Here is a 23429-nt window from a genome sequence, read left to right as displayed (position 1 = left end):
CTCGCGTCTATCGCAATTTACGAAAACCCGGCATTGACGAGGATACGGTCATAGCGGTCATGAGTCATGGCATGCCGGAGCGGTCATGAGTCATCGCATACCGAAGCGGTCACACTCGGTGAGGGGTGGGGGCCGTCCGTCCATGACCGCGCTCGCGTGACAGCCGTGCCGAGCCGGGTACCCGGTCTGAACGTAAGCCCGGACCTCGGCCGACCCCTGTCGGTGCGGACGCGCAGTCCGACAGTGCGCTCGGGAGCGGAGCATGAGACTTTCCTTCCTCGAACCCCTGTACAAGCACACGGGCCCCTTCGCTTCGGTCTACCTGGACACCTCCCGCGACAGCCTCATCGAGGATCCCGACGCCGCCATAGAGCTGCGCTGGCGACGTCTGCGGGCCACCCTTGCCTCCGAGGGCGCCGATCAGGACGCCCTCACCGCGGCGGCGGAGGCCGTGGGGAGCGACACCGGCATCCCCGGCGCCCACGGGCAGGCGGTGTTCACCGCGCACGGCCGGCTGGTCCTGCTGGACGAACTGCCCGCCCCACCCGCAAGGGACTCCGCGCACTTCGGAACGCTGCCGGACACGCTGCCGCTGGTCGTCCAGCACTTCCCCCAGATCCCCTACGTGGTGGTGCACGTCCACTACAGCGGCCGTCACTCCACGGACGCGCCCGGCACGGTGCGGATCGAGGCCGAGATCGGCCTGTGGCCCCTGACCAAGGTCACGCAAGGGCACCGCGTCCACGAGGAGATCCCGGTGGCCGACTGGCTGAACGCCGCCGGAGCACTGGGCCGGGAGCTGGAGGGCCACGCACGGCGCATCGACGCCGAGGCAGTGGTCGTCGCGGGAGACGTGTGGGCCCGCGGCATTCTCGTCCGCCGCCTCCCCGCCGCCCTGCGCGGACGGGTCCGGACCCTGGAGGGCGCCGGCGAGTCCCGGCCAGGACGGGCCCTGCTGGAGCACCGGCTCGACATCCTCTTCAGCGGGCGCATGGCCGAGCACGACCGGTCCCTGCTGGCAGCCTTCCTCGCCCAGCGCGCACACGACGGAGCGTCGGCCGAGGGCCTTGCCCCGGCCGTTTCCGCACTGCAGCGCGGCCGGGTCAAGGCCCTCTTCCTCAACAACCACCCCGAGTCGCCGCTCCGTCTGTGGGCCGGCCCGGAGCCGGGCCAACTGGCCCTCGGCGAACAGGAACTGCGCTCCTACGGCCTCCAGGACGTCCGCGAGGAGCGTGCCGACACGGTGCTCACCCGCGCCCTGGTCGGCACCCGGGCCGAGCTCGTCCTCGTGCCCGAACATCAGGTGAGGCTGCACGAGGGCGTGGGCGTACTGCTCCGCTACTCGGAACCGGCACCCCGCTTCTGACCCCACCGCCCGTCACGGGCCCCGACGGCCCCCGCGCTCCGGGTGGTGCTCGGCTCGCTCCCTCGCACGGGTCGGCTCAATCCGGCGGTTCCGGCGCCGCGCCGCCGTCCTCACCGCCGTCGCCTTTCCGTTCGTCCGGGCCGGGGGGAGGTTCCTTCGCCTCCTCCGGGATGTCCTCCTTGGGCGGCGGGTCCCGCGGGACGGGACCGGGTGAGTCCGGTTCCTTGCCGTGCGACGCGTTGCGATGGCGGTGCGCGTGCCCTTCGGACGCGCTGGCGAACGCAAGGACGGGGTGCCCGAGGAACAGCCGGATTCGGGGGTGGTCGAGAATCAGGAATCGGAGAGGCATCGCTGTGCTCCCGTGGATCGGGGTTCTGTCAGGCTTCCTGCCCTGCCGGACGTCCTGTCGGTCCTCGTAGCCATGGCCGGTCACCGCTCCTCCTGTCGTGCTGCGACTACCCGTCCGGCCCGGAAGGATGCGGCGGCCGGTCAACACCGCTCCCGGGTTCCTTGAAGAGGAAACAGCCGTCGCGAGCCGTCCTCGCCGAGATCTGACGGTGTCTCCGCTCGACTCGCGGTCTCCCCCTTCGAGGCGCACGATGGACTCAGGGGAACTCCGCCCCGCGAGCCGGTGACAGGCCGTGGGGCCGGCCGAGGAACAGCCATGACCCACACCGAACTTCAGCCGGGCGGCGTCGAGTCGGAGAACCATCCTTGGAAGATCCGCCTCGTCAAACACCCGAAGCGGTTTGAATCGTCGCACTTCGTCGCCGCCAAGAAGGCGGCCCACGCGATCCTGCACGCCATGGAGGATCCGGACCTGCCCTACGGGCCGAGACCCGTCGATCCAGGGGCGGGACCGAACGGTTCCGAGCACTGGGAGATGCACCACGGCGGCAGCCTGTGGGTCAAGGGACGCGACCACTGGCTGATGTACCGCGCCCGGGTCGGCATCGAGTGGAGCATGCAGTTCTGCGCCGATCCCGAGAAGGTCGACCGGCTCCGGCAGGAGGCCGCCGAGCTGGTCGACGCCTTCCCGCTCACCCTGCCCGCCCTGGCGGAACTGGGCTACGGGCACGCCGAGGAGCTGCTGCGCACGCCCATCAAGGACGCCGACGGGGTCGAGGCCTGGACCGACTGCCTGTTCAACTCCTGTGTGCCGCTGAGCCGCGGGAATCACCAGGGGATCCTGCCCAAGGTGCCGGGTGAGCACCACTATCCCTGGCCCGTGAAGGGCGCGGACTTCGTCCGGTTCGACGACTTCCAGCTCTGGGTGACCCTGCCCGACGGCACCCACGGTGCCGTCACCCCGGTGGACCGCCGCGGCTCGGGCGACGGACACGTCCGCCTGGCCTTCGTCCCCGAGGGCAGCGAGGCCGCCGCGACGATCGCGGAGGCGCAGAACCGCGGGCTGATGGCGGTCCTGCCGGCGAACAGCGACGTGGCCATGCAGGCCTTCGCCCGGCAGGTCTCCCCGGGCCGGCACACCGCCTCCGGCCCCCTGTCCGCCGCCGCGGCACGGCACGGCGGACCCAACTCCGGCTAGCAGGGAGGACGGCATGCCTCGCGCGATCGTCGTCTGCCTGGACGGGACGGGCAACCAGGTGGGCGCCAGCCATCCCACGAACGTGGTCAGGCTGGTGGAGATGCTGGACGCGGACGATCCGGCACGCCAGCTCGTCTACTACGACCCCGGCGTCGGGACGATGTCGTCGGCCACCGCCAACGGACCGGTAGGCCGCCGGCTCTCCCGCCTGTGGGGGCTGGCCTTCGGCAGCGGGCTGCGGACCAATCTCGCCGAGGCGTACACGTACCTGATGCGGAACTGGCAACCGGGCGACCAGGTGTACGTGTTCGGCTTCAGCCGCGGTGCCTACACCGCCCGGGCGCTCGTCGGGATGCTCAACAAGCCCGGCCTCATGCGCCCGGGCTCGGAGAACCTGGTGCCGTACGCCGTGGCGAAGTACTCCTTCAACCAGGACGTCGACCGGAGCGAGAAAGAGGTCGCGCGGTTCTCGCACGCGTTCTGCCGGCGCACGGAGAACGAGCCGCTGTGGGCGGAGGTGAAGCAGAACAACCCGCGCCAGGTCTCCCACCACGCCCTGCCGGTGGCCTACCTCGGTGTCTGGGACACCGTGAAGGCGGCCGGCCTGCTGCGGCTGGGCAGTCTGCAGTGGCCGTACACGCACCAGTTGCCGAACGTCGCCCGCATCCGGCATGCGGTGTCGCTCGACGAGACCCGCCGCCCCTACCACGAGTTCCTGGTGACACCCCGCCCGGCGCCGCGTCAGGACACCGCTGAAGAGGTGTGGTTCACCGGGGTGCACTCCGATGTCGGCGGCACCTTCGCGCATGCCGAGGACGACCCCCTGCTCTCCACGATCCCGCTCAAGTGGATCACCGACGGCGTCACCCAGGACCTGGTGTTCCGGCCCCAGGCCTACGGCACGACCTGCGCGGTCACCGAGAACTTCGCCGGCGCTCCGGTGCACGACAACGGCCCGCTGTGGTTCCTCGTGGGCCGGCGCTCCCGTCCCCTGCCCGACGACGCCCTGCTGCACACGAGCGTCAGGCTGCGGCGGGAGCGGGATCCCGGGTACCGCCCGGATCTGCCCGGCCCGCAGGAGCCGGGCCGCTGGGCCGACCCCGACTGGACCAAGCCGGAACCGCCGCCCGGCGGTTGAGCACCGCCCGGCCTGTTCCCGCGAAGATCTCGCAACAGACACCTTGACTGGCTAAGTCTCGTTACGCAACGCTCTCCTCAGGAGTCGATGACGACGAGGAGGCCGGTCTCGCGATGGAGTGGACGGGCGCGCGGTACGCGGACGAACCGACGGTCGAAGTGACGACGTGGATCGACGCACCGCCGGAGCGGGTGTGGAAGCTGGTCTCGGACGTGGGCCTGATGCCGGCCATGAGCGACGAGCTGCAGTCGGTGGAGTGGCTCGACGGCGTCACCGGGCCGGCCGTCGGCGCCCGGTTCGTGGGGCGCAGCAGCCACGAGGCGTACGGGGAGTGGGAGACCACCTCCCACGTCGTCGAGTGCGAACCGCCGCGGGTGTTCGCCTGGGCGGTGCAGGACCCCGCCGATCCGAGCGCCGTCTGGCGCTTCCGGCTCACGCCCAGGGACGGCGGGACCGAACTCTCCCAGTGGATGCAGATGGGTCCGGGACGTTCCGGCCTGTCCGTCGCCATCGACGCGATGCCGGAGAAGGAACAGAAGATCGTGTTCGTGCGCCTGCGCGAGTTCGAGCGCAACATCTCCGTCACCCTGGAACACCTCAAGAAGCGTGCGGAGGCGTGATGCGGACCGCGACGACGATCGAGGCGGCGGGCGGGGAGGCCTGGTCGGACCAGACGGACTTCGTGGTCGAGGCCGAGAAGCTGGGGCTCGACATCTGCTGGGTCGCCGAGGCATGGGGCTCCGACGCGCCCTCCGCCCTGGGCTTCTACGCTGCCCGCACGGACCGCATGCTGCTCGGCTCGGCGGTCATGCAGGTCGGCACGCGCACCCCGGTGGCGCTGGCCCAGACGGCCATCACCTTGTCCAACCTCTCCGGCGGGCGCTTCCTGCTGGGCCTGGGCCCCTCCGGCCCGCAGGTGATGGAGGGGCTGCACGGGGTCCCCTTCGCCCGGCCGCTGGCCCGCGTCCGCGAGACCGTGGAGATCGTGCGCCAGGCGGTGGAGGGCGCCAGGATCTCCTACTCCGGAAGCGAGTTCCGGATCCCGCTGCCGGACGGGGACGCCCGGCCCATGCGGCTCTCCATGCGCGCCGAGCACCGGATACCGGTCTATCTGGCCGCCCTGTCCCCCGCCATGCTCCGGCTGACGGGGCAGGTCGCGGACGGCTGGCTCGGCACGAGCTTCGTACCGGAAGGCGCGGCGCAGGCCTACTTCGCGCCGCTCGACGAAGGCCTGGCCCGCAGCGGGCGCGGCCGCGCCGACCTGGACGTCTGCCAGGGTGCCGAGGTGTCGTTCGCGCCGGACGAGGAGGCGCTGGGCGCCATGGTCGCCGGCCGCAAGAAGGAGCTGGCCTTCAGCCTCGGCGGGATGGGCTCGGCCTCGACCAACTTCTACAACCAGGCGTACAGCCGCCAGGGCTGGGCGGAGGTGGCCGCGGAGGTACGCGAGCGGTGGCAGGCGGGTGACCGGGACGGAGCTGCGCAACTGGTCACCGACGAGATGGTGCTCGCCACCACGCTGATCGGCACCGAGGACATGGTGCGGCAGCGGCTGCGCGTGTGGCGCGACGCCGGTGTGAACACCGTCCGTCTCTACCCGGCCGGTGACACCCTGGACGCCCGGCTCGCCACGCTGGGCCGCGCGATCGAGCTGGTCCGTGAAGCGGGTGACCTCTCATGAGTCCCGCGCGCCCGTCCTTCGCCGACTGGCCGTGCTCCGTGGCCCGCACGGTGGACATCATCGGTGACGCCTGGACGTCGCTGATCCTGCGGGAGGCCTTCTACGGCAGCTGCCGGTTCGACGAGTTCCAGCAGCAGCTGGGCATCGCCCGCAACACGCTGACCGACCGGCTGCGCCGACTCGTCGACGAAGGACTCATGGAGAGGCGGCTCTACGAGAGCGAGCCTCCGCGCCACGAGTACCGCCTGACGGAGAAGGGGTGCGACTTCTTCCCGGTCCTCGCCGCCCTCACCCGCTGGGGCGACCGGTGGCTCGCGGGTGACGAGGGCGTACCCGTCACGCTCCATCACGACGCGTGCGACCACGACGCCCACGCCGAGGTGGTCTGCTCCTCGTGCGGCGAGCCGATGCGATCCGAGGACACGTCCGTGCGGATGGGTCCCGGCTATCCGGAGCGGCTCAGGACGCGGCCCGACGTGCAGCGCCGTTTCGCTCAGCCCTGAGGGCGATGCCGCCTGCGTTCGTGAACCGTTGCGGGGTCGACGGGCGGGAAGGCCTCCCTGAGCCGGGCGAGGAGGGCCTTCGCCGCCAAAGTGGCGGGCCCGTGCGCCGGCCAGGCGAGAGCGATCCGGCCGCGCAGGCCCGGAGCGGTCAGCGGGAGGGTGCGCAGGCCGAAGGCGGCCGCGGTCCCGGACGGGAGCTCCGGGACGACGGCAACCCCGAGACCTCGGGCCGCGAGGCGCGCCACCAGGGTCGGCGCGGCGGCTTCGAAGGCGATGCGAGGGGAGAAACCGGCCTGGGCGCAGGCGCGTTCGAGTGTCCCGCGCAGACCGGTGCCGCGGGGAAGGCAGATGAGCGGCCGATCGGCGAGGGCTGCCGGCCTCGGCCGGCAGGTCCCGCAGGAGCGCCTGCGGATCGTCCTGGACACCGTCGCGCCGCGAACACTTCGCTTCTTCAAGGCGGACCTCGTCGACATCGAACTGCGCGCCACCGATCTGGAGTGGTCGTACGGCAGGGGCACTCAGGTGCTGCGCCCGGCTCAGGAGCTTCTTCTGCTCGCGTACGGGCCCAAACTCCCGGCGGCACGCATGGACGGGTGATTCCTGCTCCCCTGTCCCACCAGGGTTGCCGGTCAGGGGGGTGGAGGTGGCTCGCGGGAGGGCAGCAGGCATGATCACCGCGTGGACAAGACATGGCGGGGCTGGGCGGCGCGGTGGGCGATCGCTCTGGTGTGGTTCTACGAGGGGTTCTGGTGCAAGATCTGGCCGGGGCGGGCGGATCAGCGGGCGATCGTGGGGGACGTGCCGTTCCTGCCCGAATGGGCGGTGACGGGGGCGCTCCTCGCGATCGGCCTGGCCGAGGTCGCGATCGGCGTGTGGGTGCTGAGCGGGCGTCGGGCGCGGGCGGCCGCGATCGTACAGACCGTGCTGGTGGTGGCGTTCAACACGGGCGGCCTGCTCTTCGGCGCCGACCGGATCGACGAGCCCGGGCGGCTCGTGACACAGGACCTGGCCTTCCTGGCGCTGATCTGGCTGGTGTCGTGGACGGAGGACGAGTGAGCGGGACACCCTGGGCGCACGGTCGGCTGCTCGGCGGGTTCGGCGGCCCGCGCCTGCTCTTCGGGCGGATGTACGAGGACTGGGGTGTCGAGCTGGCGGTCTTCCCGCCGGCGGGCGCACGGGTGCTGTGCATCGCCTCGGCAGGTGACACGGCGGCGGCCCTGGATGCGGCGGGGTACGACGTGACGGCCGTGGACGTCAATCCGGTGCAGCTCGCCTACACGCGCGAGCGGCTGGCCGGCGGTGCGACCCGGGAGGGAACGGCCGAGGCGGTCATGCGCCTGGGCCGGGGCACCGCGGCCCGGCTGCTGCCCGCCTGGCGCCGGGCGGAGCTGCACGACTTCCTGGCCCTCGACGATCCGCAGGAGCAAGCCCGCCGCTGGCGGGAGGAGTTGGACACCCCGGGTCTGCGCCGGCTGATGCGGGTCGCACTGCGGCCCGGCGGAGCCCTGGCGGTGGCCCTGCGACCGTCGTTCGCCGGTGTCGTCCCGCAGCGTTTCGACGAGGTGCTGAGGCGGCGCCTCGAGCGGACCGTGTGCGGGCATCCCAACGCGAGCAATCCGTGGCTGTGGCGGCTGCTGGCAGGGGCCGAGCCGCCGCGCACTCCACCGCCCCGGGCACCGGGCGTCCGGCTGGTCCACGACGACGTGGTGCGCGCGTTGGAGCAGGCGCCGTGCGGTGCCTTCGACGCGGTGACGCTCTCCAACGTGCTGGACGGGCCCGGCCCCGGCTTCGCCCGGCGGCTGCGGGCGGCCGTGCGCCACGCGGTGCGGCCGGGCGGCGTGGTGGTGCTGCGCAGCGCCCGGGAGCCGGGCCCTGGCGGGCCGGGTTGGGCGGCGCAGGACAGCTCGGTGCTGTGGGGTGTGGTGCGCGTGGTGCGCCTCGGGGGCGAGGGCGCGGATCGGAGGATCGAGCCGTGAGGTATCTGCTGCAGCGTCATCCCGTGCCCATACGCACGCGCTTCGCGCACTCGCTGGTGCTGACGTACGCGCTGCCCGCCGAGCTGCTGTACCCGCTGGTGCCGCCGGGCCTGGAACTGGACACCTATGGGGAGCACGGGTTCGTGGCGGCCGCGCTGGTCGACACCCGCGCCCTGCGGCCGGCGGGCCTGCCCGTCCGCCTCGGGGCGGACTACCTCCTCACCGGCTACCGGGTCTTCACCCGCTTCCGCACCCCGGGCGGCCGCGTCATGCGCGGACTGCGCATCCTGCGCAGCGACACCGACAGCAGGGTGATGGCGCTCGGCGGCAATCTGATGACCCGCTACAACTACCGCCTGGCCCGGATCGGCACCCGTGTCGAGTCCGGCCTGCTGGAGTTCCGGGTGGACAGCGCCGACGGCCGGGCGGATCTGCACGTGCGGGCCGATCTCGGCAGCGCGCCGGCGCCGCTGCCCGCCGGCAGCCCGTTCGCGGACGCGCGCGCCGCCCGGCGCTTCGCGGGCCCGCTCCCGTACACCTTCGAGTACGAACCGCAGACCCGCTCGATGATCGTGGTCAAGGCGGTCCGCACGCACTGGGACCCGCAGCCGGTCTCCGTGGACGTGCGCCGGCTGACGTTCTTCGACCACGCCCCGTTCGCCGGAACGCGGCCGGTCCTCGCCAACGCCTTCCACGTCGCCGATCTGGAGTACGGCTGGGAACGGGGCCTGCGCCGGACCGAGACCGGCGGTGAGCGGTGATCCGCCGCTCCGGCGTCCGGGACGTGATCGCCTACAACTGGCCGCGGTACACGGCCGGTCTGGCCACGGCGGCGGCCTCGGCCGCAGTCGCCCGCCGGCTGCCACCGCCCCTGCGCACCATGGCCCGGGCCGGCTCCGCCGCCGCGGTCGGTCTGCTCGCCTCCGCCACGGTCGCGAGCTGGCTCGTCTACGACCGCTCGGAACTGTACGGCTACGACTGGCTGGACGCGCTGCTGCCGCAGGCGCCGACCGCGCACGTGGTGGTGGGCACCGGCCTCGACGAGGCGAGCGTCCCGCTGGCCGCCCGCTGGCCGGCCTCCCGGCAGACCACCGTCGACCTGTACGACCCGGCCGTGATGACCGAGGGGTCGGTGCGCCGCGCCCGGCGCAGGGTGCCCCCGCCGCCGCACGCGGTACCCGGCCGGGCGGAGGCGCTGCCCGTGCCCCCGGCCATGGCGGACGCCGTGTTCCTGGTGTTCGCCGCCCATGAGCTGCGGCGGGCGCGGGACAGGGAGCGGCTGTTCGCGCAGTGCGCCCGGGCGCTGCGCCCCGGCGGGCGCCTGGTCCTGGTGGAGCACCTGCGGGACGGCGCGAACACGGCCGTCTTCGGACCGGGAGCCTGGCACTTCTTCCCTCGCGGAGAGTGGCTCCGGCTGGCCGCGCATGCCGGGCTGCGTCCGGCGGCCGAGCGCCGCGTCGCGGGCCTGGTCACGGCGTTCGCCTTCACCAGGGAGCCGGCGTGACCGAACTGCTCACGCTCACCTCGCAGTTGCGCCTGGTCGGCCTGGCGCTCGTGGGCATGGGGCTGCTGCACGTGGTCCTGCCGCGCATCCTCGGCTGGCCGGGCGACCTCGGCGGCAGCAGCCTGCTCACCCGTCAGGTCTCCTACGCGCACGTGTTCTTCATCGGCCTGACCTGCGTGCTGCTCGGCGCGCTGCCGCTGGCGTTCTCCCATGAGCTGTTGAGCGGCGCGCCGCTGCCGACGGCACTGCTGTGCGGACAGACCCTGTTCTGGGGCCTGCGCTGGGTCATGGAGTTCGCCTACTTCTCACCGCGGCTGTGGCGGGGGCACCGGCTGCGGACGGCGGGCCACCTCGCACTGTCGCTGCTGTGGACGTGGGTGACCGCTGTGTTCACCCTGGCGACGGCGCACGCGGTGGGCTGAGGAGCGCCGGATGCGCGGCCGCGCCCCGGGCCATGGTGCCGGTGCCCGGCCGGCCGGCGTCAATCGCCCGGCCGGCCCTTCTCCCGGTCCGGCAGGTAGCTGGCGAGGCCGCGCAGGATGATCTCGACGCCGATGTCGAACCGCTCGTCGGAGGAGTCCGACACCATCAGCCCGGACAGGGCGCGCAGATGGGGGAAGTCCTCTTCGGGCAGGGCCGAGAAGTAGTTCCGCATCTCCTCGGCCATCTCGCGCCAGTCGGGGCGGGCCAGGGAGGAACCGTCACCGCCGTGCTGGTCGGCCCGGTCCTGCCACATGCCCTCCTCCAGGACGAACCCGTCGATGTAGGTGGAGATGAGGTCCCCAGCCTCCGCCGCGATGCGGTCGGGCAGCCCGGCGGTGCGGAATATGGCGAGCAACGCCTCGACGTGCGGCAGCAGTTCGGCGGTGAAGGGGACGTGGGCCATGGAGATCCTGGCCATGTCCCGGTGGGACCGCAGGCGTCGCCGTCCGGAGCGGGCGTAGTCCCGCACCTGCTCCTGCCATCGCTCCGGGTCGGGTTCGGGCATTTCGAAGCCGTCGAAGAGCCGGGTGTACATCAGCTCCAGGAGGTCGTCCTTGGACCTGACGTGGGCGTAGAGGGCGGAGACCGTGACCCCCAGCTCGGCCGCGACCTGGCGCATCGACAGCCCGTCGAGCCCCTGGCGGTCCAGCACGGTGAAGGCGGCTTGGACGACCCGCTCGCGGGACAGCGGTGCACGCGCGGGGGCGACGCGGGTGCGCGTGGGGCGCTCGCGCTCCCAGGGGGACGGCGGAGGGGTTGCGGGGGTGTTCGAGGCCGCGTCGGTCATGCCGACAGTTTAGGCACCGGGAGAACAGTGTTCACCTTACTGAGCGGCCCGCATGGCGACAAACGCGATATATCTTGTCTCGGCGCCGCGCTTGCGCTATATCTTAATGAACGCCGTTCTCTCGGTGAGCACTGTTCTGTTAGTGTGAACAGTGTTCTGCCGCGCGTCCGGTCACCCGTCTCCCCGGGGCGTACCAGCACCAGCGCACCGGGCAGTCACATCCATCCGTCCCACCGCGCCCGCGGACCTCACCGCGGCGCGGCCCATGTGCGAGGAGTTCCGATGTCCACCACCGGTGTCGCGTCCACCGAGACGCCCACCGACTCGCCAGCGCCCTACCGGTGGCGCTGGGCTGCGCTCTTCGTGATCCTCGCGGCCGAGGTGATGGATCTCCTCGACGCAGTCGTCACGAACATCGCCGGCCCCTCCATGCGGGCCGACCTGGGCGGCGGCGCCTCCACCCTGCAGTGGCTCGCCGCCGCGTACACGCTCTCGATGGCCGTCGGCCTCGTCACCGGAGGGCGGCTCGGCGACATTCACGGGCGCCGCCGGATGTTCCTGGTGGGAGCCGCCGGCTTCACCCTGGGCTCGCTGCTGTGCGCGATATCCGTGTCGCCCGAGATGCTGATCGGCGCACGCGTCGTCCAGGGCCTGTTCGGCGCGGTGATGCTGCCGCAGGGCCTCGGCATGATCAAGGAGATGTTCCCGCCGAAGGAGTCGCAGAAGGCCTTCGGCATGTTCGGCCCGGTCATGGGACTGTCCGCGGTGTGCGGGCCGATCCTGGCGGGCTGGCTGGTGGACGCCGACTACTTCGGCACCGGCTGGCGGATGATCTTCCTGATCAACCTGCCGCTGGGTGCCGCGGCCTTCCTCGGTGCCCTGCGCTATCTGCCGCGGGGCCGCTCCGGGACCAAGCCGCGCCTCGACATCGCCGGCATGCTCCTGGTCTCGCTGGCCGCACTGCTCATCATCTTCCCGCTGGTCCAGGGCCGTGAGTACGACTGGCCCGTGTGGACGTTCGTGATGATGGGCGCCTCGGTGGCCGTGTTCGCCTTCTTCGCCAAGTACGAGTCGCGCCGCAGCAAGGACGGCCGGGACCCGCTGGTCGTCCCCAGCCTGTTCCGCAAGCGCGGGTTCAGCGGCGGCATGGCCCTCGGGCTGGTCTTCTTCTCGACCATGCAGGGCTTCATGCTGGTCTTCAACCTCTACACCCAGATCGGCCTCGGCTATTCGCCGCTCAAGGCCGGCCTGGTGATGGTGCCCTGGTCCGGCGGCATGATCGTCGGCTTCGGGATCGCCCAGGGGGTCGCCCGGTTCGGGCGGGCCGTACTGCAGGCCGGCACGCTGGTCATGGCGCTCGGTGTGTTCGGCGTGTGGCTGACCCTCGACATGGTCGGCAGCGGTGTCGGCCCCTGGCAGCTCCTGCCCTCCCTGCTCGTCACCGGCATCGGCATGGGCCTGCTCATGGCACCGTTCTTCGACATCGTGCTCGCCAGTGTCGAGCAGCACGAGACGGGTTCGGCGTCCGGCACGATGACCGCGATGCAGCAGCTCGGCGGCGCCTTCGGCGTAGCCATCCTCGGCACCGTGTTCTTCGGCCTGCTGGGCGGCGGGATCGCCTCCGCCGTGGACCACCACTCGGGCAGTCTGCGGGGCCAGTTGGCCGCCGCGCACGTCGCGCCCGCCGCTCGGGACCGCATCGTGACGGACCTGCGCGCCTGCGCCTCGGACCGCGCCGTCGCCAAGGATCCCGCTGCGACCCCGGCGTCCTGCACGCGGCTGGAGAAGGACACCCGGTCCGCCGTGACCTCGCCGCAGGCCGGGGCCCGGATACCGGCGGCGCTCAAGTCCACCGCGTCGTCGGCCTTCCAGAGCGGCTTCGGATCCGTCATGCAGACGGTGCTGTGGATCGTGGACGGCATGCTCGCCCTGACCTTCCTGCTCGCGTTCCTCCTGCCCCGCCACGCACGCCCCGAGGGCTCTGCCGGGCACTGAGCCCCGGCCGCGTACGCACAACGAAGTACGGCCGCCGGCCCCCTCCTTGGGGTGCCCGGCGGCCGTCCCGTTTCCGAGGCGGCCACACGGAGACGGCCTGTCACCGGATGCGCCCGCTCCCGTACAGTCCGTGGTGCCGGCGCTCCATCGCGACCACGCCCATCGGTTGACCAGGAGAGGAACCATGGACACCGAAGCCAGTCCCGACACCCTTCCCCGCCTTCCCGGAACAGGACGGCCGGTTCCCGAAGCCGAGCCCGGGCTCGTGGAGCGGTGGCGTTCGGAGGGCGGCGAACTGGTCGGCCTGCTGGCCCAGGTGCGGGAGCGGTTGGGCGGGGTCGCCGCGTTCCGTCTCGGGCCGGCACCCACGCCCACGGTTCTGGTCACCGACCCGGAGGCGGTCCAGCACGTACTCGCCCGGCACCCGGACCGGTACGTCAAGCGCTCCCACCGCGCCCGCCTGCTGATCGGCGACGGCGTCCTCGCCGCCACGGGTACGGCGTGGAAGCAGCAACGCCGCCTGTTGCAGTCCCAGTTCACCGGCACCGGGATGCGCCGCTACGAACAGCGGATCGTCGGGGCCGCCCGGACCACAGCCGGGCGCTGGAACGGCTACGCCCGTACGGGGCAGACCATCGATGTCGCCCGGGAGATGCGCCGCTTCGCCCTGGACGCCATCTGGCGCTCACTCACCGGGCACCCTCTCGACGACGGAACCGAGCACGAACTGGCCGCCGTCGCGGCCGTGGCGGCCGCCCTTCCGACGCTGCCCGCCGGTGCCACCGACGCCGAGGGCGCCGTCGCCGCCGATCTCGCCAGGATCGACGCGGTCGCCCGGCACGCCATCGAGGCCGCCCGCGACGGGGCGGCCGGCCCCGACGGCCCGGGCCTGCTGCACGTCCTGGTCGAGGCCTCCGCCGAGCGCCCCGAGTACACCGACCGGCTGATCCGCGACGAGCTGGTCACGCTGCTCGTGGCCGGGCACGAGACCACGGCGAGCACCCTGACGTGGCTCTACCTGCTCCTCGACCGGCACCCCGCCACCCGCGAACAGGTTCTCGCCGCCGGCGCCGAAGGCTCGGCACAACGCCGCCAGGCCATCCAGGCCCTGGTTCACGAGACGCTCCGGCTCTACCCCTCCGCCTGGATCCTGCCCCGCCACGCCACCGAGGACGACACCCTCGCCGGCTACGCGGTCGAGGCAGGCACCGACATCCTGACCTGCCCCTACCTCACGCACCGCGATCCCGGACTGTGGCCGGATCCCGAGCGCTTCGACCCCCGGCGCTTCCTCACATCGGACGGGCGCCCCGCCCACCCGGGCGCCTACTTCCCCTTCGGCATCGGCGCCCGCGCCTGCCTCGGCCTGCAGTTCGCGCTCCGTGAGACGACCATCCTGCTGGAACACCTGCTCCCGGCCCACATCCCGGCCTTCTCCTCCGTCCCCACGAAGGCGGCGTACGGCATCACCGTCCGCCCCGACGGCCCCACCCCGGCGACGCTGGAAGCTCCGGGCGCCTGACGCCTCCCGGCGGCCCGGAGGGTTCGGGATCGGGTCGGCCCGCGTTCACCCGGCGAACCCGGGCGATCTACGCTACGACTTCGGCGGCGCCCCCCACCGCCCCACCCGCACCGTCCCGAAAGGACGAGCCCCGTGCTCACGTCGTACGCAGCCCACTTCGACACGCCCGCCGGGTATCTCGACTTCGCACGGTTCGGTCCGCCGTCGCGGGACGCCGTGGCCGCCACCGCGCGCGCCATGGAGGAGTCCGCCGGCGCCGACCACACCACCGTTGACACGCTGATGGGCGCGGAAGGAGTCGCCCGGGACACTGCCGCCCGGCTCGCGGGCACGGACGCCCGGCACACCGTGCTGCTCCCCAACGCGTCCACCGGTCTGTTCCACGCCGCCCTCGGCATCCGGGACGGTGTGGTCCTGGCGCCGCGCACCGACTTCCCGGCCAACCACTATCCGTGGCGCCGCACGGCGGACCTGGGCCGGGCCACGCCGCGCTGGCTCGACCCGGCGCCCGGCGGCGGGGTCACCCCCGACCTGGTCCGCGCCGCGCTGACCGACGACGTCGTGGCCGTGTCCGTCAGCGCCGTCGACTTCCGCTCCGGCTTCCGTGCCGACCTGGCGGCCCTGCGCGAGGCGATCGGACCGGACCGGCTGCTGATCGTGGACGCCATCCAGGCGTTCGGCGTGGCCGTGATGCCCTGGGACGCGGCCGACGTGCTGGTCGCGGGCGGTCAGAAGTGGCTGCGCGCGGGATGGGCCACCGGCTTCGCGACGCTGTCCGATCGCGCGCTGGAATCCCTGGAGCCGGTACTCACCGGATGGACGGGCGTCGAGGACGTCGGCCTCTTCGACGGAGCGGAGCACCCGCCCGCCCCGGACGCGCGGCGGTGGTCGATCACCAATCTCAGCCCGGTGACGGCCGCCTCGTTCGCGGCCGCGCTGGACCTCGTCGAGCGGCACACCGTCACGGCGATCGAGGCCGCGATCGCCGCGCGGATCGCCGAACTCACCGATGTCGTCCGGGAGCACGGCGGCCAGGTCCTCTCCCCCACCGACCCGGCGCGGCGCGCGGGCGTCCTCTCCTTCACGATGCCGGACCACGATCCGTCCCTCGTCGCGAAGTCCCTGCATGCCGAGGGTGTCACTCCGACGGTGCGCACCGGCTCGCTCAGGCTCTCCCCGCACGCCTCGACCCCGCCGGAGGCGTCCGATCGGGTCGCTGCCGCGCTGTCGTCGCTGCGGAACTGACCCCGGCCGGCGGGACGATCTCCCTCTTGAGGATCTTGCCGGTGGGTCCCTCGGGCAGTGCATCGGCGATCCACACCCTCCGCGGGTACTTGTAGGCGGCGACCTGACGTCTGACGTACTCGCGCAGCTCGTCGGGTGTCGCCCGGGCACCCGGTTCGAGAACGACCGCGGCGTCGGCGACCGCGGGGTGCTCGTACAGCACGTCTTCTGCCGACCGGAGCGAGCGACCAGGCCCGGTCGGACAAAAACGTCCGGTGACCCGGCACAGTGGCCGACGACCCCGCGGACCGCCGCGCCGAACCGGTGTTCCCCACCGGACGCGGCCTGCTCCAGATGGCGGCCGCCGCCGGCTACATCTGTCCCGCGGCCATGGGCGCGGAGTGGAGTTCGCGTACCAGCTGCGGGGTGAGCAGTTCACCGGCGCGGTCGGCGAGGACGGCCATTTCGTAACCGACCAGACCGACGTCGCACCCTTCGGCCGCCAGGACGCCGAGGCAGCTTCCGTCGCGGATGCGCCCGACCAGGAGGAAGCCGCCGAGCATCTCGATCATGACGAGTTTCATGCCGTGGAAGCCGTGCGCCGTCGCCGCGTTCTGGGCGAGGCTGGTGATGCCGGAGACGACGGCGGCGAGGTGGTCGGCCCGGTCTCGGCCGAGGCTGTCCGAGGCGGCCATGAGCAGGCCGTCGGAGGAGACGGCGACGGCATCGGTGACGCCGTCGGCGGTGCGGACGAACTGCGAGATGAGCCAGCCGAAGCTCTGGACGGCGGTGGTCATGATGAAGCTCCTTGAGTGGTGCGGGCCTCGCCACGGGCGACACCTGCTCTGAAGCCGTTGAGCAGGGAGGAGACGGCGGGCCGGGCGGGCCGGGCGGAGGCGGCGGAATCCTTCGCGGGGGCGAGCAGACGCCCGGGGAGGGCGAGGAGTGCGGACAGACCGCCGCCGGTGGTGTCGAAGAGGTGGACCTGGGTGCCTTCACCGAGGCGGTGGGCGAGTCGGCCGACGACGAGGTGGCCGAGGAACCGGGTGGGCGCGGCGAGGAGGGCCTCCTCCCCGGAGCCGGCGAAGCGGGTGTGGGCGCGTTCCTTGTCGGCTTCGGACATGCCGACGCCGTGGTCGACGACGGCGAAGCAGTACGTGTCGTCCTCGGTGTCGTACCAGCCGTGCACCTCGACGGGTTCGGCCGGCGGCGAGAACATCAGCCCGTTCTCGATGAGTTCGGCAAGGAGATGCACGACATCGGCGACGGCGTGTCCGCGCACCCGCACCGGCTCCACCGGCGCGATCAGCACCCGCCGGTACTGCTCCACCTCGGCGACGGCGGACTGGACGACTTCCAGACCGTCGGCCGGTGCCGCCGTGGGCCGCGGCGGATTCTGCCCGGCCAGGACCAGCAGGTTCTCGGCGTTGCGCCGCATACGGGTGGCGAGGTGGTCGAGCTCGAACAGCTCGGCGAGGGCGTCCGGGTCGAGTTCCTGCCGTTCAAGTCGGGTGATGAGGGCGAGCTGCCGGCGCACGAGGTTCTGGTTGCGCCGGCCGAGATTGGCGAGCGACTCGGTGGTGTTGCGGCGCAGGCCGGCCTGCTGGGCCGCGAGGTGGAGAGCGGTGCGCTCCACCTGGTGCAGGGAGGCTGCGACCTCGGTGATCTCCGTCGTGCCGCCGAGCAGCCGCGCATCGCGGTGGTCGGGGCCGTCCGCCGTCAGGAGGGGCTCCAGGTGATCCTGCGGGGCCTGCTGGATACGGGCGACGGTCGCGGGCAGTCGGTGCCGTGCCACGTCGTGGGCGGTCGCGGTGAGCGCGCCGAGCGGGCGTGTGAGGGAGCGGGAGGCGAAGGCGGCGAGGCCCGCGAGCAGGGCGGCCACGAGCGTCCCCGCGCCGAGGCAGACGGCGAGGCCCGTCCCGGCGTCGTGGCTGAGCCGGTCGGCCCGGTCCCGTACGTCGTGGCCGACCGACAGCTGGACGGCGTACAGGTCGTCGACGAGCACGGTCATCGCGTTCCACCAGGTGCCGGGGTCGGCGCGCAGTGCGGAACCGTCGGGGGCGGCGTCCGCCCGGTTCTCGTAGGTGATGGCGCGTCGGGCGTCCGCCGTCGCGAAGGCCCGTTCCAGGGCGGCGCGTTGAGGTGCAGTGGCGACGTGCCGGAAGCGGGCCAGGGCGGCGACGCGGGTGGCGCGCACCTCGGTGAAGGTGAGGTACTCGCGGCCGTGGAAGGCTCCTTCGGCGAACACGCCGTTGAGGAGTCCGCGTTCGAGAGCGACGGACTCCTCGGCCGCGGCCAGCTCCCGCAGTGCCGCGAGCCCGTCGCTCAGTCGGCGGTCGGCGCGTGTCGCGGTCTCCGTGACCGGGTCGACGGCATCGAGGGCGTCGATCGCGTCGGTGTAGAAGGTGAGGGTCGCCGCCCTGTCGGCGGTGCCCCGGTCGGCAGCGGCACGGATGTCGGCGAGCCGCCCCAGATTCCGCCGGACGACACCCTCGACGACGCTGTCACCCCGCATTGCGCGCAGTGACGACGCCACGCGCGTGCGCGTGGCGTCCAGCGCGGGCCGGAACGCCTTCTCACCCCCCAACAGGCCGTTGGTCAGGCCGCGTTCGCGTTGCAGCTGGTGCACCAGGGCCTGGATCCGCAGGCTGAGACCGACCTCGGTACGGGTCGTCCGGGCAGCGTCGAGGTCCTGGACGCGGTCGTGCACGGCGAGACCCGCCACCGCCAGCAGCAGGCAGATCGGGACCGTGATGACCACCGCCACCCGGCCCCTGATGCTGCGCCAGCCGGGCAGCGGCCGCCGGCCCGGACCGGTTCGGCCGCGGTGGCGGCTCCCTGAACTGCTCCTGCCCGAACTCCGCTTGTACGAACGGCCCTTGCGGACTGCACCGAGCCTGCCGAGCAGTGGCCGTAACGGCTCCCACACCCTCATACGTCATGAAGCTAGCCCGACCGCCGGCCCGGGCGGTTTCCGATCCGTAAGGCCGCAGGGGAAGTTCGGTTGCGCCACCCTCACACGGCGGGCGAGGAGGGTGTGACCGCGTCCGGCACGGCACGGACGGCGACGGGCGGCGGGGCTCCGGGCGTGCGGCCGTTCGGACCGTCAGGCGGCTCCCCCGCCTGCGCCCGGTGTCGGGCCCGCCGCGATCGAGAAGGCGAGCACGAGGCCGTCGTCGGTGGCGCGCGCCGAGGTCAGTGCGACGCCATGGGGCAGTCCGGTGACGGCCACGGTCCGGGGTTCGAGCTTGTCCCGCAGCCCGGAGGCGGCCGGCAGGGCGTCGAGGTCGTCGACCGCCATGCTGCGGCCGAGAACGGTCACCGTCGTGGGCGTGACGGTGAAGGCGTCCGGGGTCGTGGACACCTCGGCCCGTACGGTGACCGGGAGCCCGAGGCGGCCGACGCTCCCGCCGAGGATCAGATCGCCGTCCTGGCCACCGGCTGTCAGACCGTCCCCCAGTGCGCCCATGCGACGGGCCACCTGGTCGTATCCGACGGTGGCGGTCCCGGTGCCGCCGGCGCTGTCGCCGTCCGTCGTGACGTCCTTCAGGCGGACGTTCACATCCATCACCGCGTGCTGGCGGTGTACGCCCCTGGCGCTCAGCTCGACGTCGCCGATCTCCCCGCCGAGGGTGCGCAGCCCCGCGAGCGGCGTGGTGAGGTCGGCGTGCACCGGGCCTTGCGGCTTCAGCCGGCGCGACGCCTGGATGTCGATCCGCTCCTCGGTCCGGTGCTCGACCAGGAGATCGGTCGTGCAGACCAGGGCGATCAGTGCCGCGCCGATCGCGGCGAGGATGCGGGGCTTGTTCCGAAGGATGCGGGTCACGAGCTCACTTGCTCCGAATCGGTCGGTGGGCGGAGGGACGGGATGATCAGGCGTGCAGGCGCGGGAGGACCCGGTCGAGCCCGCGGGGCAGCCACCAGTTCGCCCTGCCCATGAGAAACATGGCGGACGGCACGAGGATCAGGCGGACCACCGTGGCGTCGACGATCACGCTGATCGCGAGCCCCAGGGCGAGCATCTTCACGACCACGGTCGGCGAGGAGGTGAAGGACAGGAACACCGCGGTCATGATGAAGGCCGCGGCGGAGATCACGCGGGCCGTCGCGGACAGTCCCTCCCCCACGGCGAGCCGGTTGTCACCGGTGCGATGCCAGGCCTCGGCGATCCGGGACAGCAGGAAGATCTCGTAGTCCATGGACAGCCCGAAGACGATCGCGAACATCATCATCGGCACGTACGACTCGATCGGCACCGGCTCGGACAGTCCCAGCAGTGAGTCGCCCCAGCCCCATTGGAAGACGGCGACGAGGACGCCGTAGGACGCGGCCGTGGTGAGGAGGTTGAGGACGACGGCCTTGAGCGGAATCACCACGCTGCGGAAGACGGTCATGAGCAACAGGAAGGCGAGGACCAGGACGATGCCGATGACGATCGGCAGCCGCTCGCCGACCGTGTCGCGGAAGTCGGCCTGGCCGGCCACGGAGCCGGTGAGAGAGGCCGCGGCGCCCGTGCCGTCGAGGGCCTTCGGCAGGGTTCGCCCGGAGAGGGTGTCCAGCAGGGCGCCGGTCGCGGCGTCCTGTGGGCCCGTGGTCGGGGTGACCGTGGTGACGAGGATCTTTCCGTCGGCGCTCGCCCTGAGGGGGGTGAAGGACGCCACGCCGTGGGTGTCGTTCAGCGCCGCGGTCACGTCGTTCGAGATCCGGTCGACGGGCGTGCTCGCGTGGCTCACGTCGACCACGGTGACGACCGGGCCGTTCGCCCCCGCTCCGAAGCCCTGCCCGTCGGCGTGCGCGATCCAGTCGTACGCGGTGCGGGTGCTGCTGCCTGGTCGGTCCGCACCGGCGTCGACGTGGCCGAGGCGCATGGACAGCAGCGGTACGGAGCACACGCCGAGGACGGCGAGGCCGATGGCCAGGAAGGTCCACGGGCGCCGGGAGACGAGTTCGGCGTAGCGGTGCCAGCCGTCGCGGGCTCCCCCGCTCTCGGCGACGGGGCGGCGCAGTCGGAGCCGGTCGATGTGCCTGCCGACCAGGCCCAGGGCCGCCGGGACCAGGGTGAGGGCGGCAGCGGCGGTCACGATCACGGCGAGGGTGGCCGCCAGCCCTATCTTGCCGATGAAGCTCAGTCCGCACGCGTACAGGCTCAGCATGGCGACGGCCACGGTCAGGGCGGCGATGAGAACGGCGCGTCCGCTGGTGTGTGCCGTGCGGGCCGCGGCGTCGACCGGATCGCGTCCGTCCATGAGGTCCTGGCGGAAGCGCGTCGTCAGGAACAGGGCGTAGTCGATCCCGACGCCCAGGCCGATCATGCCGGCGAGCGTCGTGGCGGAGGTCGCGAACGACAGCGTGGCGGCGACGATGCCCACGACGCCGAGGCCGACTCCGACGCTGATCAGCGCGGTGGCCAGCGGCAGCAACGCGGCGAGGACGCTGCCGAAGGTCAGCAGCAGGATGACCAGGGCGGTGACGACGCCCACGCCCTCGCTCAGCTTGTCGTCGGCCGGTTCCCGGACCACCTGTTCGAGGTCGCCTCCGTAGGCGACGTCCAGCCCTGCCGCCCGGGCGGGCTCCGTCGCCGTGTCGAGTCGCCCGGTGTAGTCGTGGCCGAGGTTCTTCAGCTGCTGGTCGAAGGAGACGGTGGTGTACGCCGTGCGTCCGTCGTCGCTGGTCACGAGTGCGGAAGCGGCGGTGACGTGGGGCAGGTCGCGCAGGTCGGCCAGGGTTCGGCCGAGGGCGGACCGCCGGCCGGCCACGGTGCCGGAGTCCGCGTGGAAGACGACCTTGCCGCTGGGCCGGCCCGCTTCGGGCATGGAGGCGGCCAGGAGGTCGGCTCCGGTGTGGGATGCGGTGCCGGGCAGGCTGACCTGGTCGCTGAAGGTGGGCGCGGCGAGGTGCCGCCCGACCAGGGCGGCGACGAGGACCAGCAGCCAGGCGGCGACGACCGTGGCCGGATGCCGGGCGCAGAAACGGCCGAGGCGGCCGAGTCCGCCGGGTACCGGGTCGGGGTTCACCGGCGGACGCGTATCGGTGCGGGCGTCGGCCGGCGCCGTGGGGTGTTGTGAGGGTCGGGGCACCGTGGTCTCCAAGGAAAGTGTCACGAGTGACACGAACTCTAGAGAAGAAGTGGCACGTATGACAATTGGCATCCATGACACTTTGCGTCTGCGACAGCTCTCGCGTGACACGCGTGCCAATTGACAGCCACGACACCATGGCGGAGGCTTCGACCCATGCCGAGTGAGATCACCCCTGCTGGACTGCGTGAACGCAAGAAGGAGGAGACGCGGCGCCTGCTCCTCGAAGGGGCCGCACGCCTGTTCAAGGAACGCGGCTTCGAGGCCACGACGGTTGCGGACATCGCCGCATACGCGAACGTCTCCGCGCGCACGTTCTTCCGCTATTTCGACAGCAAGGAAGCACTGCTGCTGCCGGACGGCGTCGAGATCTTCGCCTACGTGGAGAACGCCCTGTCGGAGCGTCCGGCGGACGAGGAGCCTCTCGACGCGGTGTGCAACGCCCTGCTGGAGGCGGCCAAACCGTTCGCGGCCTCCACCCTGACCGCCCTCAGCCACCCGCTCGAGGACATGGAAGTCGTCGTCACGGCCCGCCTGGTGCAGGCCTTCTCCGACTTCGAGGAGCGGCTCACCGTCCTGGTCCGGCGCAGACTGCCGCCGGACACCCCGGACGCCGACCTCAAGGCGGCCGTGATCGCCTGCGCCGCTCTCTCCGCGGTGCGTGCCGTCCTGCGGACCCGCCGGGCACGCCGCGCGTCCGGCATCACGGACACGGGCCCGGCGCCCCTCCTGCGAGCCTTCGGCATGCTGCGCGAGATCGGCTCTGCCGAGCGTCTGTGACGACGGGCGGAACGCCGCAGGAGGCGGTGGCGCACGCGACGGCCCGCGGCACCGGGTGCGCCTCGGCCTCCCCGGCCGATCATCACCTGTCCCCGTAGTCCTCCACCAGATTGCCGATGAGCGAGAGCAGGGCGTCGGCGCGATGCCGGTCCTCCTGCTGGGCGCGCAGAGCCTCGTGGGTCTCCCGGAGCCGGTCCAGGGCGGCCGGTTCGCGGTCCTGCACTTCGTCGAGCAGCGGGTCGGTGATCAGGTCGAGGCAGGCACTGAGCAGCCGGCGGGTGGCCGGGGACGGCGGGGCGGGGTCGGGGGCGGCGTATGCGGTCGTCAGATAGCGCGCCGGATCGGTGAGGCTCCAGCCGACGACGGTGCCGTGCTGGACCAGGAGCGCCAGGTCCTGGGCGATGCCGATGCGGCCCTCCAGCGGTTCGTCGAGGACGTCGAGGTCACGCAGTGAGGTCAGTACGGCGTCCCCGGGCGCTCGGCACAGCACCGAGGTCACCTCCAGACGGCAGTTCCGCTCCTCGTCCGCGCGCAGCCCGCCCGGGAGGACGGGCGGTGCGGAGAGGAGGCGGGCACAGTCCTCGGCGGAGGCGGACTCGTGCGGCAGCCGGAACTCGGCTCCGACCAGCTCCCGGCTCGCCCGGTCGAACCCGAGCGTGTCCGGGGTGTCCCACAGCCACTCCTGGCTGCCGAAGGTGTCCAGGAGGAAGCGCTCGCGTTCCTCCCGGCTCGCGTACGGCGCGAGGTGCACACCGGGGCTCGAGAAGTCGAAGCCCGGGGTGACGGACAGGGGTTCACCCGTCACCGTCGCGGTCCAGTCGTCGTCGAGCGTGATCTTCATATCGTCCTG

At 72.3% G+C, this 23429-nt stretch carries 24 protein-coding genes and 1 pseudogene; 16 read left to right on the top strand and 9 right to left on the bottom strand.

The window, feature by feature from the left end; genetic code table 11:
* Positions 1 to 262: 262 nt before the first annotated feature.
* Entirely contained in the window at positions 263 to 1366 is a 1104-nt protein-coding gene (locus AC07DS_RS34815) for a baeRF2 domain-containing protein (protein WP_479151884.1), read from the top strand.
* A gap of 76 nt (positions 1367 to 1442) precedes the next feature.
* On the opposite strand, the gene AC07DS_RS34810 is transcribed toward AC07DS_RS34815, so the two are convergent.
* Positions 1443 to 1715, bottom strand: coding sequence for a hypothetical protein (locus tag AC07DS_RS34810; RefSeq protein ID WP_479151882.1), 273 nt, complete (start codon positions 1713 to 1715; stop codon positions 1443 to 1445).
* Between the two features lie 315 nt (positions 1716 to 2030).
* Between AC07DS_RS34810 and AC07DS_RS34805 the strand changes: the two genes are divergently transcribed.
* The 5 genes from AC07DS_RS34805 (at position 2031) to AC07DS_RS34785 (ending at position 6231) form a co-directional block, all read left to right on the top strand.
* A complete protein-coding gene (locus tag AC07DS_RS34805) occupies positions 2031 to 2912 on the top strand; it encodes a DUF6424 family protein (protein WP_479151880.1) in 882 nt (293 codons plus the stop codon).
* Between the two features lie 13 nt (positions 2913 to 2925).
* Positions 2926 to 4050: a DUF2235 domain-containing protein gene (locus AC07DS_RS34800; protein WP_479151878.1), complete on the top strand. Its 1125-nt coding sequence runs from the start codon at positions 2926 to 2928 to the stop codon at positions 4048 to 4050.
* 113 nt (positions 4051 to 4163) lie between these two features.
* On the top strand, positions 4164 to 4670 hold the full coding sequence (locus AC07DS_RS34795; protein ID WP_479151876.1) for an SRPBCC family protein: 507 nt from the start codon (positions 4164 to 4166) through the stop codon (positions 4668 to 4670).
* Positions 4670 to 5728: an LLM class flavin-dependent oxidoreductase gene (locus tag AC07DS_RS34790; protein WP_479151874.1), complete on the top strand. Its 1059-nt coding sequence runs from the start codon at positions 4670 to 4672 to the stop codon at positions 5726 to 5728. Before AC07DS_RS34795 ends, AC07DS_RS34790 begins: the two co-directional genes overlap by 1 nt.
* Positions 5725 to 6231: a winged helix-turn-helix transcriptional regulator gene (locus AC07DS_RS34785; RefSeq protein ID WP_479151872.1), complete on the top strand. Its 507-nt coding sequence runs from the start codon at positions 5725 to 5727 to the stop codon at positions 6229 to 6231. Before AC07DS_RS34790 ends, AC07DS_RS34785 begins: the two co-directional genes overlap by 4 nt.
* Here the strand turns inward: AC07DS_RS34785 and AC07DS_RS34780 are convergent.
* Positions 6222 to 6656, bottom strand: coding sequence for a LysR substrate-binding domain-containing protein (locus AC07DS_RS34780; RefSeq protein WP_479151871.1), 435 nt, complete (start codon positions 6654 to 6656; stop codon positions 6222 to 6224). The genes AC07DS_RS34785 and AC07DS_RS34780 overlap by 10 nt on opposite strands.
* Between AC07DS_RS34780 and AC07DS_RS34775 the strand changes: the two genes are divergently transcribed.
* The 6 genes from AC07DS_RS34775 (at position 6580) to AC07DS_RS34750 (ending at position 10133) form a co-directional block, all read left to right on the top strand.
* On the top strand, positions 6580 to 6828 hold the full coding sequence (locus tag AC07DS_RS34775) for a hypothetical protein (protein ID WP_479151894.1): 249 nt from the start codon (positions 6580 to 6582) through the stop codon (positions 6826 to 6828). The two genes, AC07DS_RS34780 and AC07DS_RS34775, sit on opposite strands and share 77 nt — an antisense overlap.
* A gap of 81 nt (positions 6829 to 6909) precedes the next feature.
* Positions 6910 to 7287 (top strand): DoxX-like family protein, encoded by a 378-nt coding sequence (locus AC07DS_RS34770; protein ID WP_479151869.1) that lies wholly within the window; start codon positions 6910 to 6912, stop codon positions 7285 to 7287.
* Positions 7284 to 8207, top strand: a complete 924-nt coding sequence (locus AC07DS_RS34765) for a BtaA family protein (protein WP_479151867.1) — start codon at positions 7284 to 7286, stop codon at positions 8205 to 8207. The genes AC07DS_RS34770 and AC07DS_RS34765 overlap by 4 nt, the downstream gene beginning before the upstream one ends.
* A gap of 23 nt (positions 8208 to 8230) precedes the next feature.
* Positions 8231 to 8968 carry a DUF2071 domain-containing protein gene (locus AC07DS_RS34760; protein WP_479151865.1) on the top strand — a complete coding sequence of 246 codons (738 nt, stop codon included), beginning with the start codon at positions 8231 to 8233 and terminating at the stop codon, positions 8966 to 8968.
* Positions 8965 to 9711: a class I SAM-dependent methyltransferase gene (locus AC07DS_RS34755; RefSeq protein WP_479151863.1), complete on the top strand. Its 747-nt coding sequence runs from the start codon at positions 8965 to 8967 to the stop codon at positions 9709 to 9711. The genes AC07DS_RS34760 and AC07DS_RS34755 overlap by 4 nt, the downstream gene beginning before the upstream one ends.
* A complete protein-coding gene (locus AC07DS_RS34750) occupies positions 9708 to 10133 on the top strand; it encodes a hypothetical protein (protein WP_479151861.1) in 426 nt (141 codons plus the stop codon). The genes AC07DS_RS34755 and AC07DS_RS34750 overlap by 4 nt, the downstream gene beginning before the upstream one ends.
* Positions 10134 to 10192: 59 nt before the next feature.
* On the opposite strand, the gene AC07DS_RS34745 is transcribed toward AC07DS_RS34750, so the two are convergent.
* Entirely contained in the window at positions 10193 to 10981 is a 789-nt protein-coding gene (locus AC07DS_RS34745) for a TetR/AcrR family transcriptional regulator (protein WP_479151860.1), read from the bottom strand.
* Positions 10982 to 11263: 282 nt separating this feature from the next.
* Between AC07DS_RS34745 and AC07DS_RS34740 the strand changes: the two genes are divergently transcribed.
* From AC07DS_RS34740 to AC07DS_RS34730, 3 genes are all read left to right on the top strand, one after another.
* Positions 11264 to 12976, top strand: coding sequence for an MFS transporter (locus AC07DS_RS34740; RefSeq protein WP_479151858.1), 1713 nt, complete (start codon positions 11264 to 11266; stop codon positions 12974 to 12976).
* A gap of 184 nt (positions 12977 to 13160) precedes the next feature.
* Complete coding sequence (locus AC07DS_RS34735) at positions 13161 to 14498, top strand: cytochrome P450 (RefSeq protein WP_479151856.1); 1338 nt, start codon at positions 13161 to 13163, stop codon at positions 14496 to 14498.
* A gap of 132 nt (positions 14499 to 14630) precedes the next feature.
* A complete protein-coding gene (locus AC07DS_RS34730; RefSeq protein WP_479151854.1) occupies positions 14631 to 15743 on the top strand; it encodes an aminotransferase class V-fold PLP-dependent enzyme in 1113 nt (370 codons plus the stop codon).
* Positions 15744 to 15747: 4 nt separating this feature from the next.
* On the opposite strand, the pseudogene AC07DS_RS34725 reads toward AC07DS_RS34730, so the two are convergent.
* The 5 genes and pseudogenes from AC07DS_RS34725 to AC07DS_RS34705 all read right to left on the bottom strand — a co-directional run.
* Positions 15748 to 15960 (bottom strand): annotated as a pseudogene (locus tag AC07DS_RS34725) (AMP-binding enzyme); the annotation flags it as partial.
* 133 nt (positions 15961 to 16093) lie between these two features.
* Complete coding sequence (locus AC07DS_RS34720; RefSeq protein ID WP_479151852.1) at positions 16094 to 16519, bottom strand: roadblock/LC7 domain-containing protein; 426 nt, start codon at positions 16517 to 16519, stop codon at positions 16094 to 16096.
* On the bottom strand, positions 16516 to 18489 hold the full coding sequence (locus tag AC07DS_RS34715) for a sensor histidine kinase (protein ID WP_479151850.1): 1974 nt from the start codon (positions 18487 to 18489) through the stop codon (positions 16516 to 16518). Before AC07DS_RS34715 ends, AC07DS_RS34720 begins: the two co-directional genes overlap by 4 nt.
* A 339-nt stretch (positions 18490 to 18828) precedes the next feature.
* Positions 18829 to 19548, bottom strand: a complete 720-nt coding sequence (locus AC07DS_RS34710; RefSeq protein ID WP_479151849.1) for an LmeA family phospholipid-binding protein — start codon at positions 19546 to 19548, stop codon at positions 18829 to 18831.
* Between the two features lie 46 nt (positions 19549 to 19594).
* Positions 19595 to 21736: an MMPL family transporter gene (locus tag AC07DS_RS34705; protein WP_479151848.1), complete on the bottom strand. Its 2142-nt coding sequence runs from the start codon at positions 21734 to 21736 to the stop codon at positions 19595 to 19597.
* Positions 21737 to 21955: 219 nt separating this feature from the next.
* Between AC07DS_RS34705 and AC07DS_RS34700 the strand changes: the two genes are divergently transcribed.
* A complete protein-coding gene (locus AC07DS_RS34700; protein ID WP_479151846.1) occupies positions 21956 to 22579 on the top strand; it encodes a TetR/AcrR family transcriptional regulator in 624 nt (207 codons plus the stop codon).
* A gap of 82 nt (positions 22580 to 22661) precedes the next feature.
* Here AC07DS_RS34700 and AC07DS_RS34695 read toward each other — a convergent pair whose 3' ends face one another.
* Entirely contained in the window at positions 22662 to 23420 is a 759-nt protein-coding gene (locus AC07DS_RS34695; protein ID WP_479151844.1) for a hypothetical protein, read from the bottom strand.
* Positions 23421 to 23429: the final 9 nt, after the last annotated feature.

It is taken from the genome of Streptomyces sp. NPDC044064, from assembly GCF_056434245.1.
This window is presented reverse-complemented; position numbering and strand designations above follow the sequence as displayed.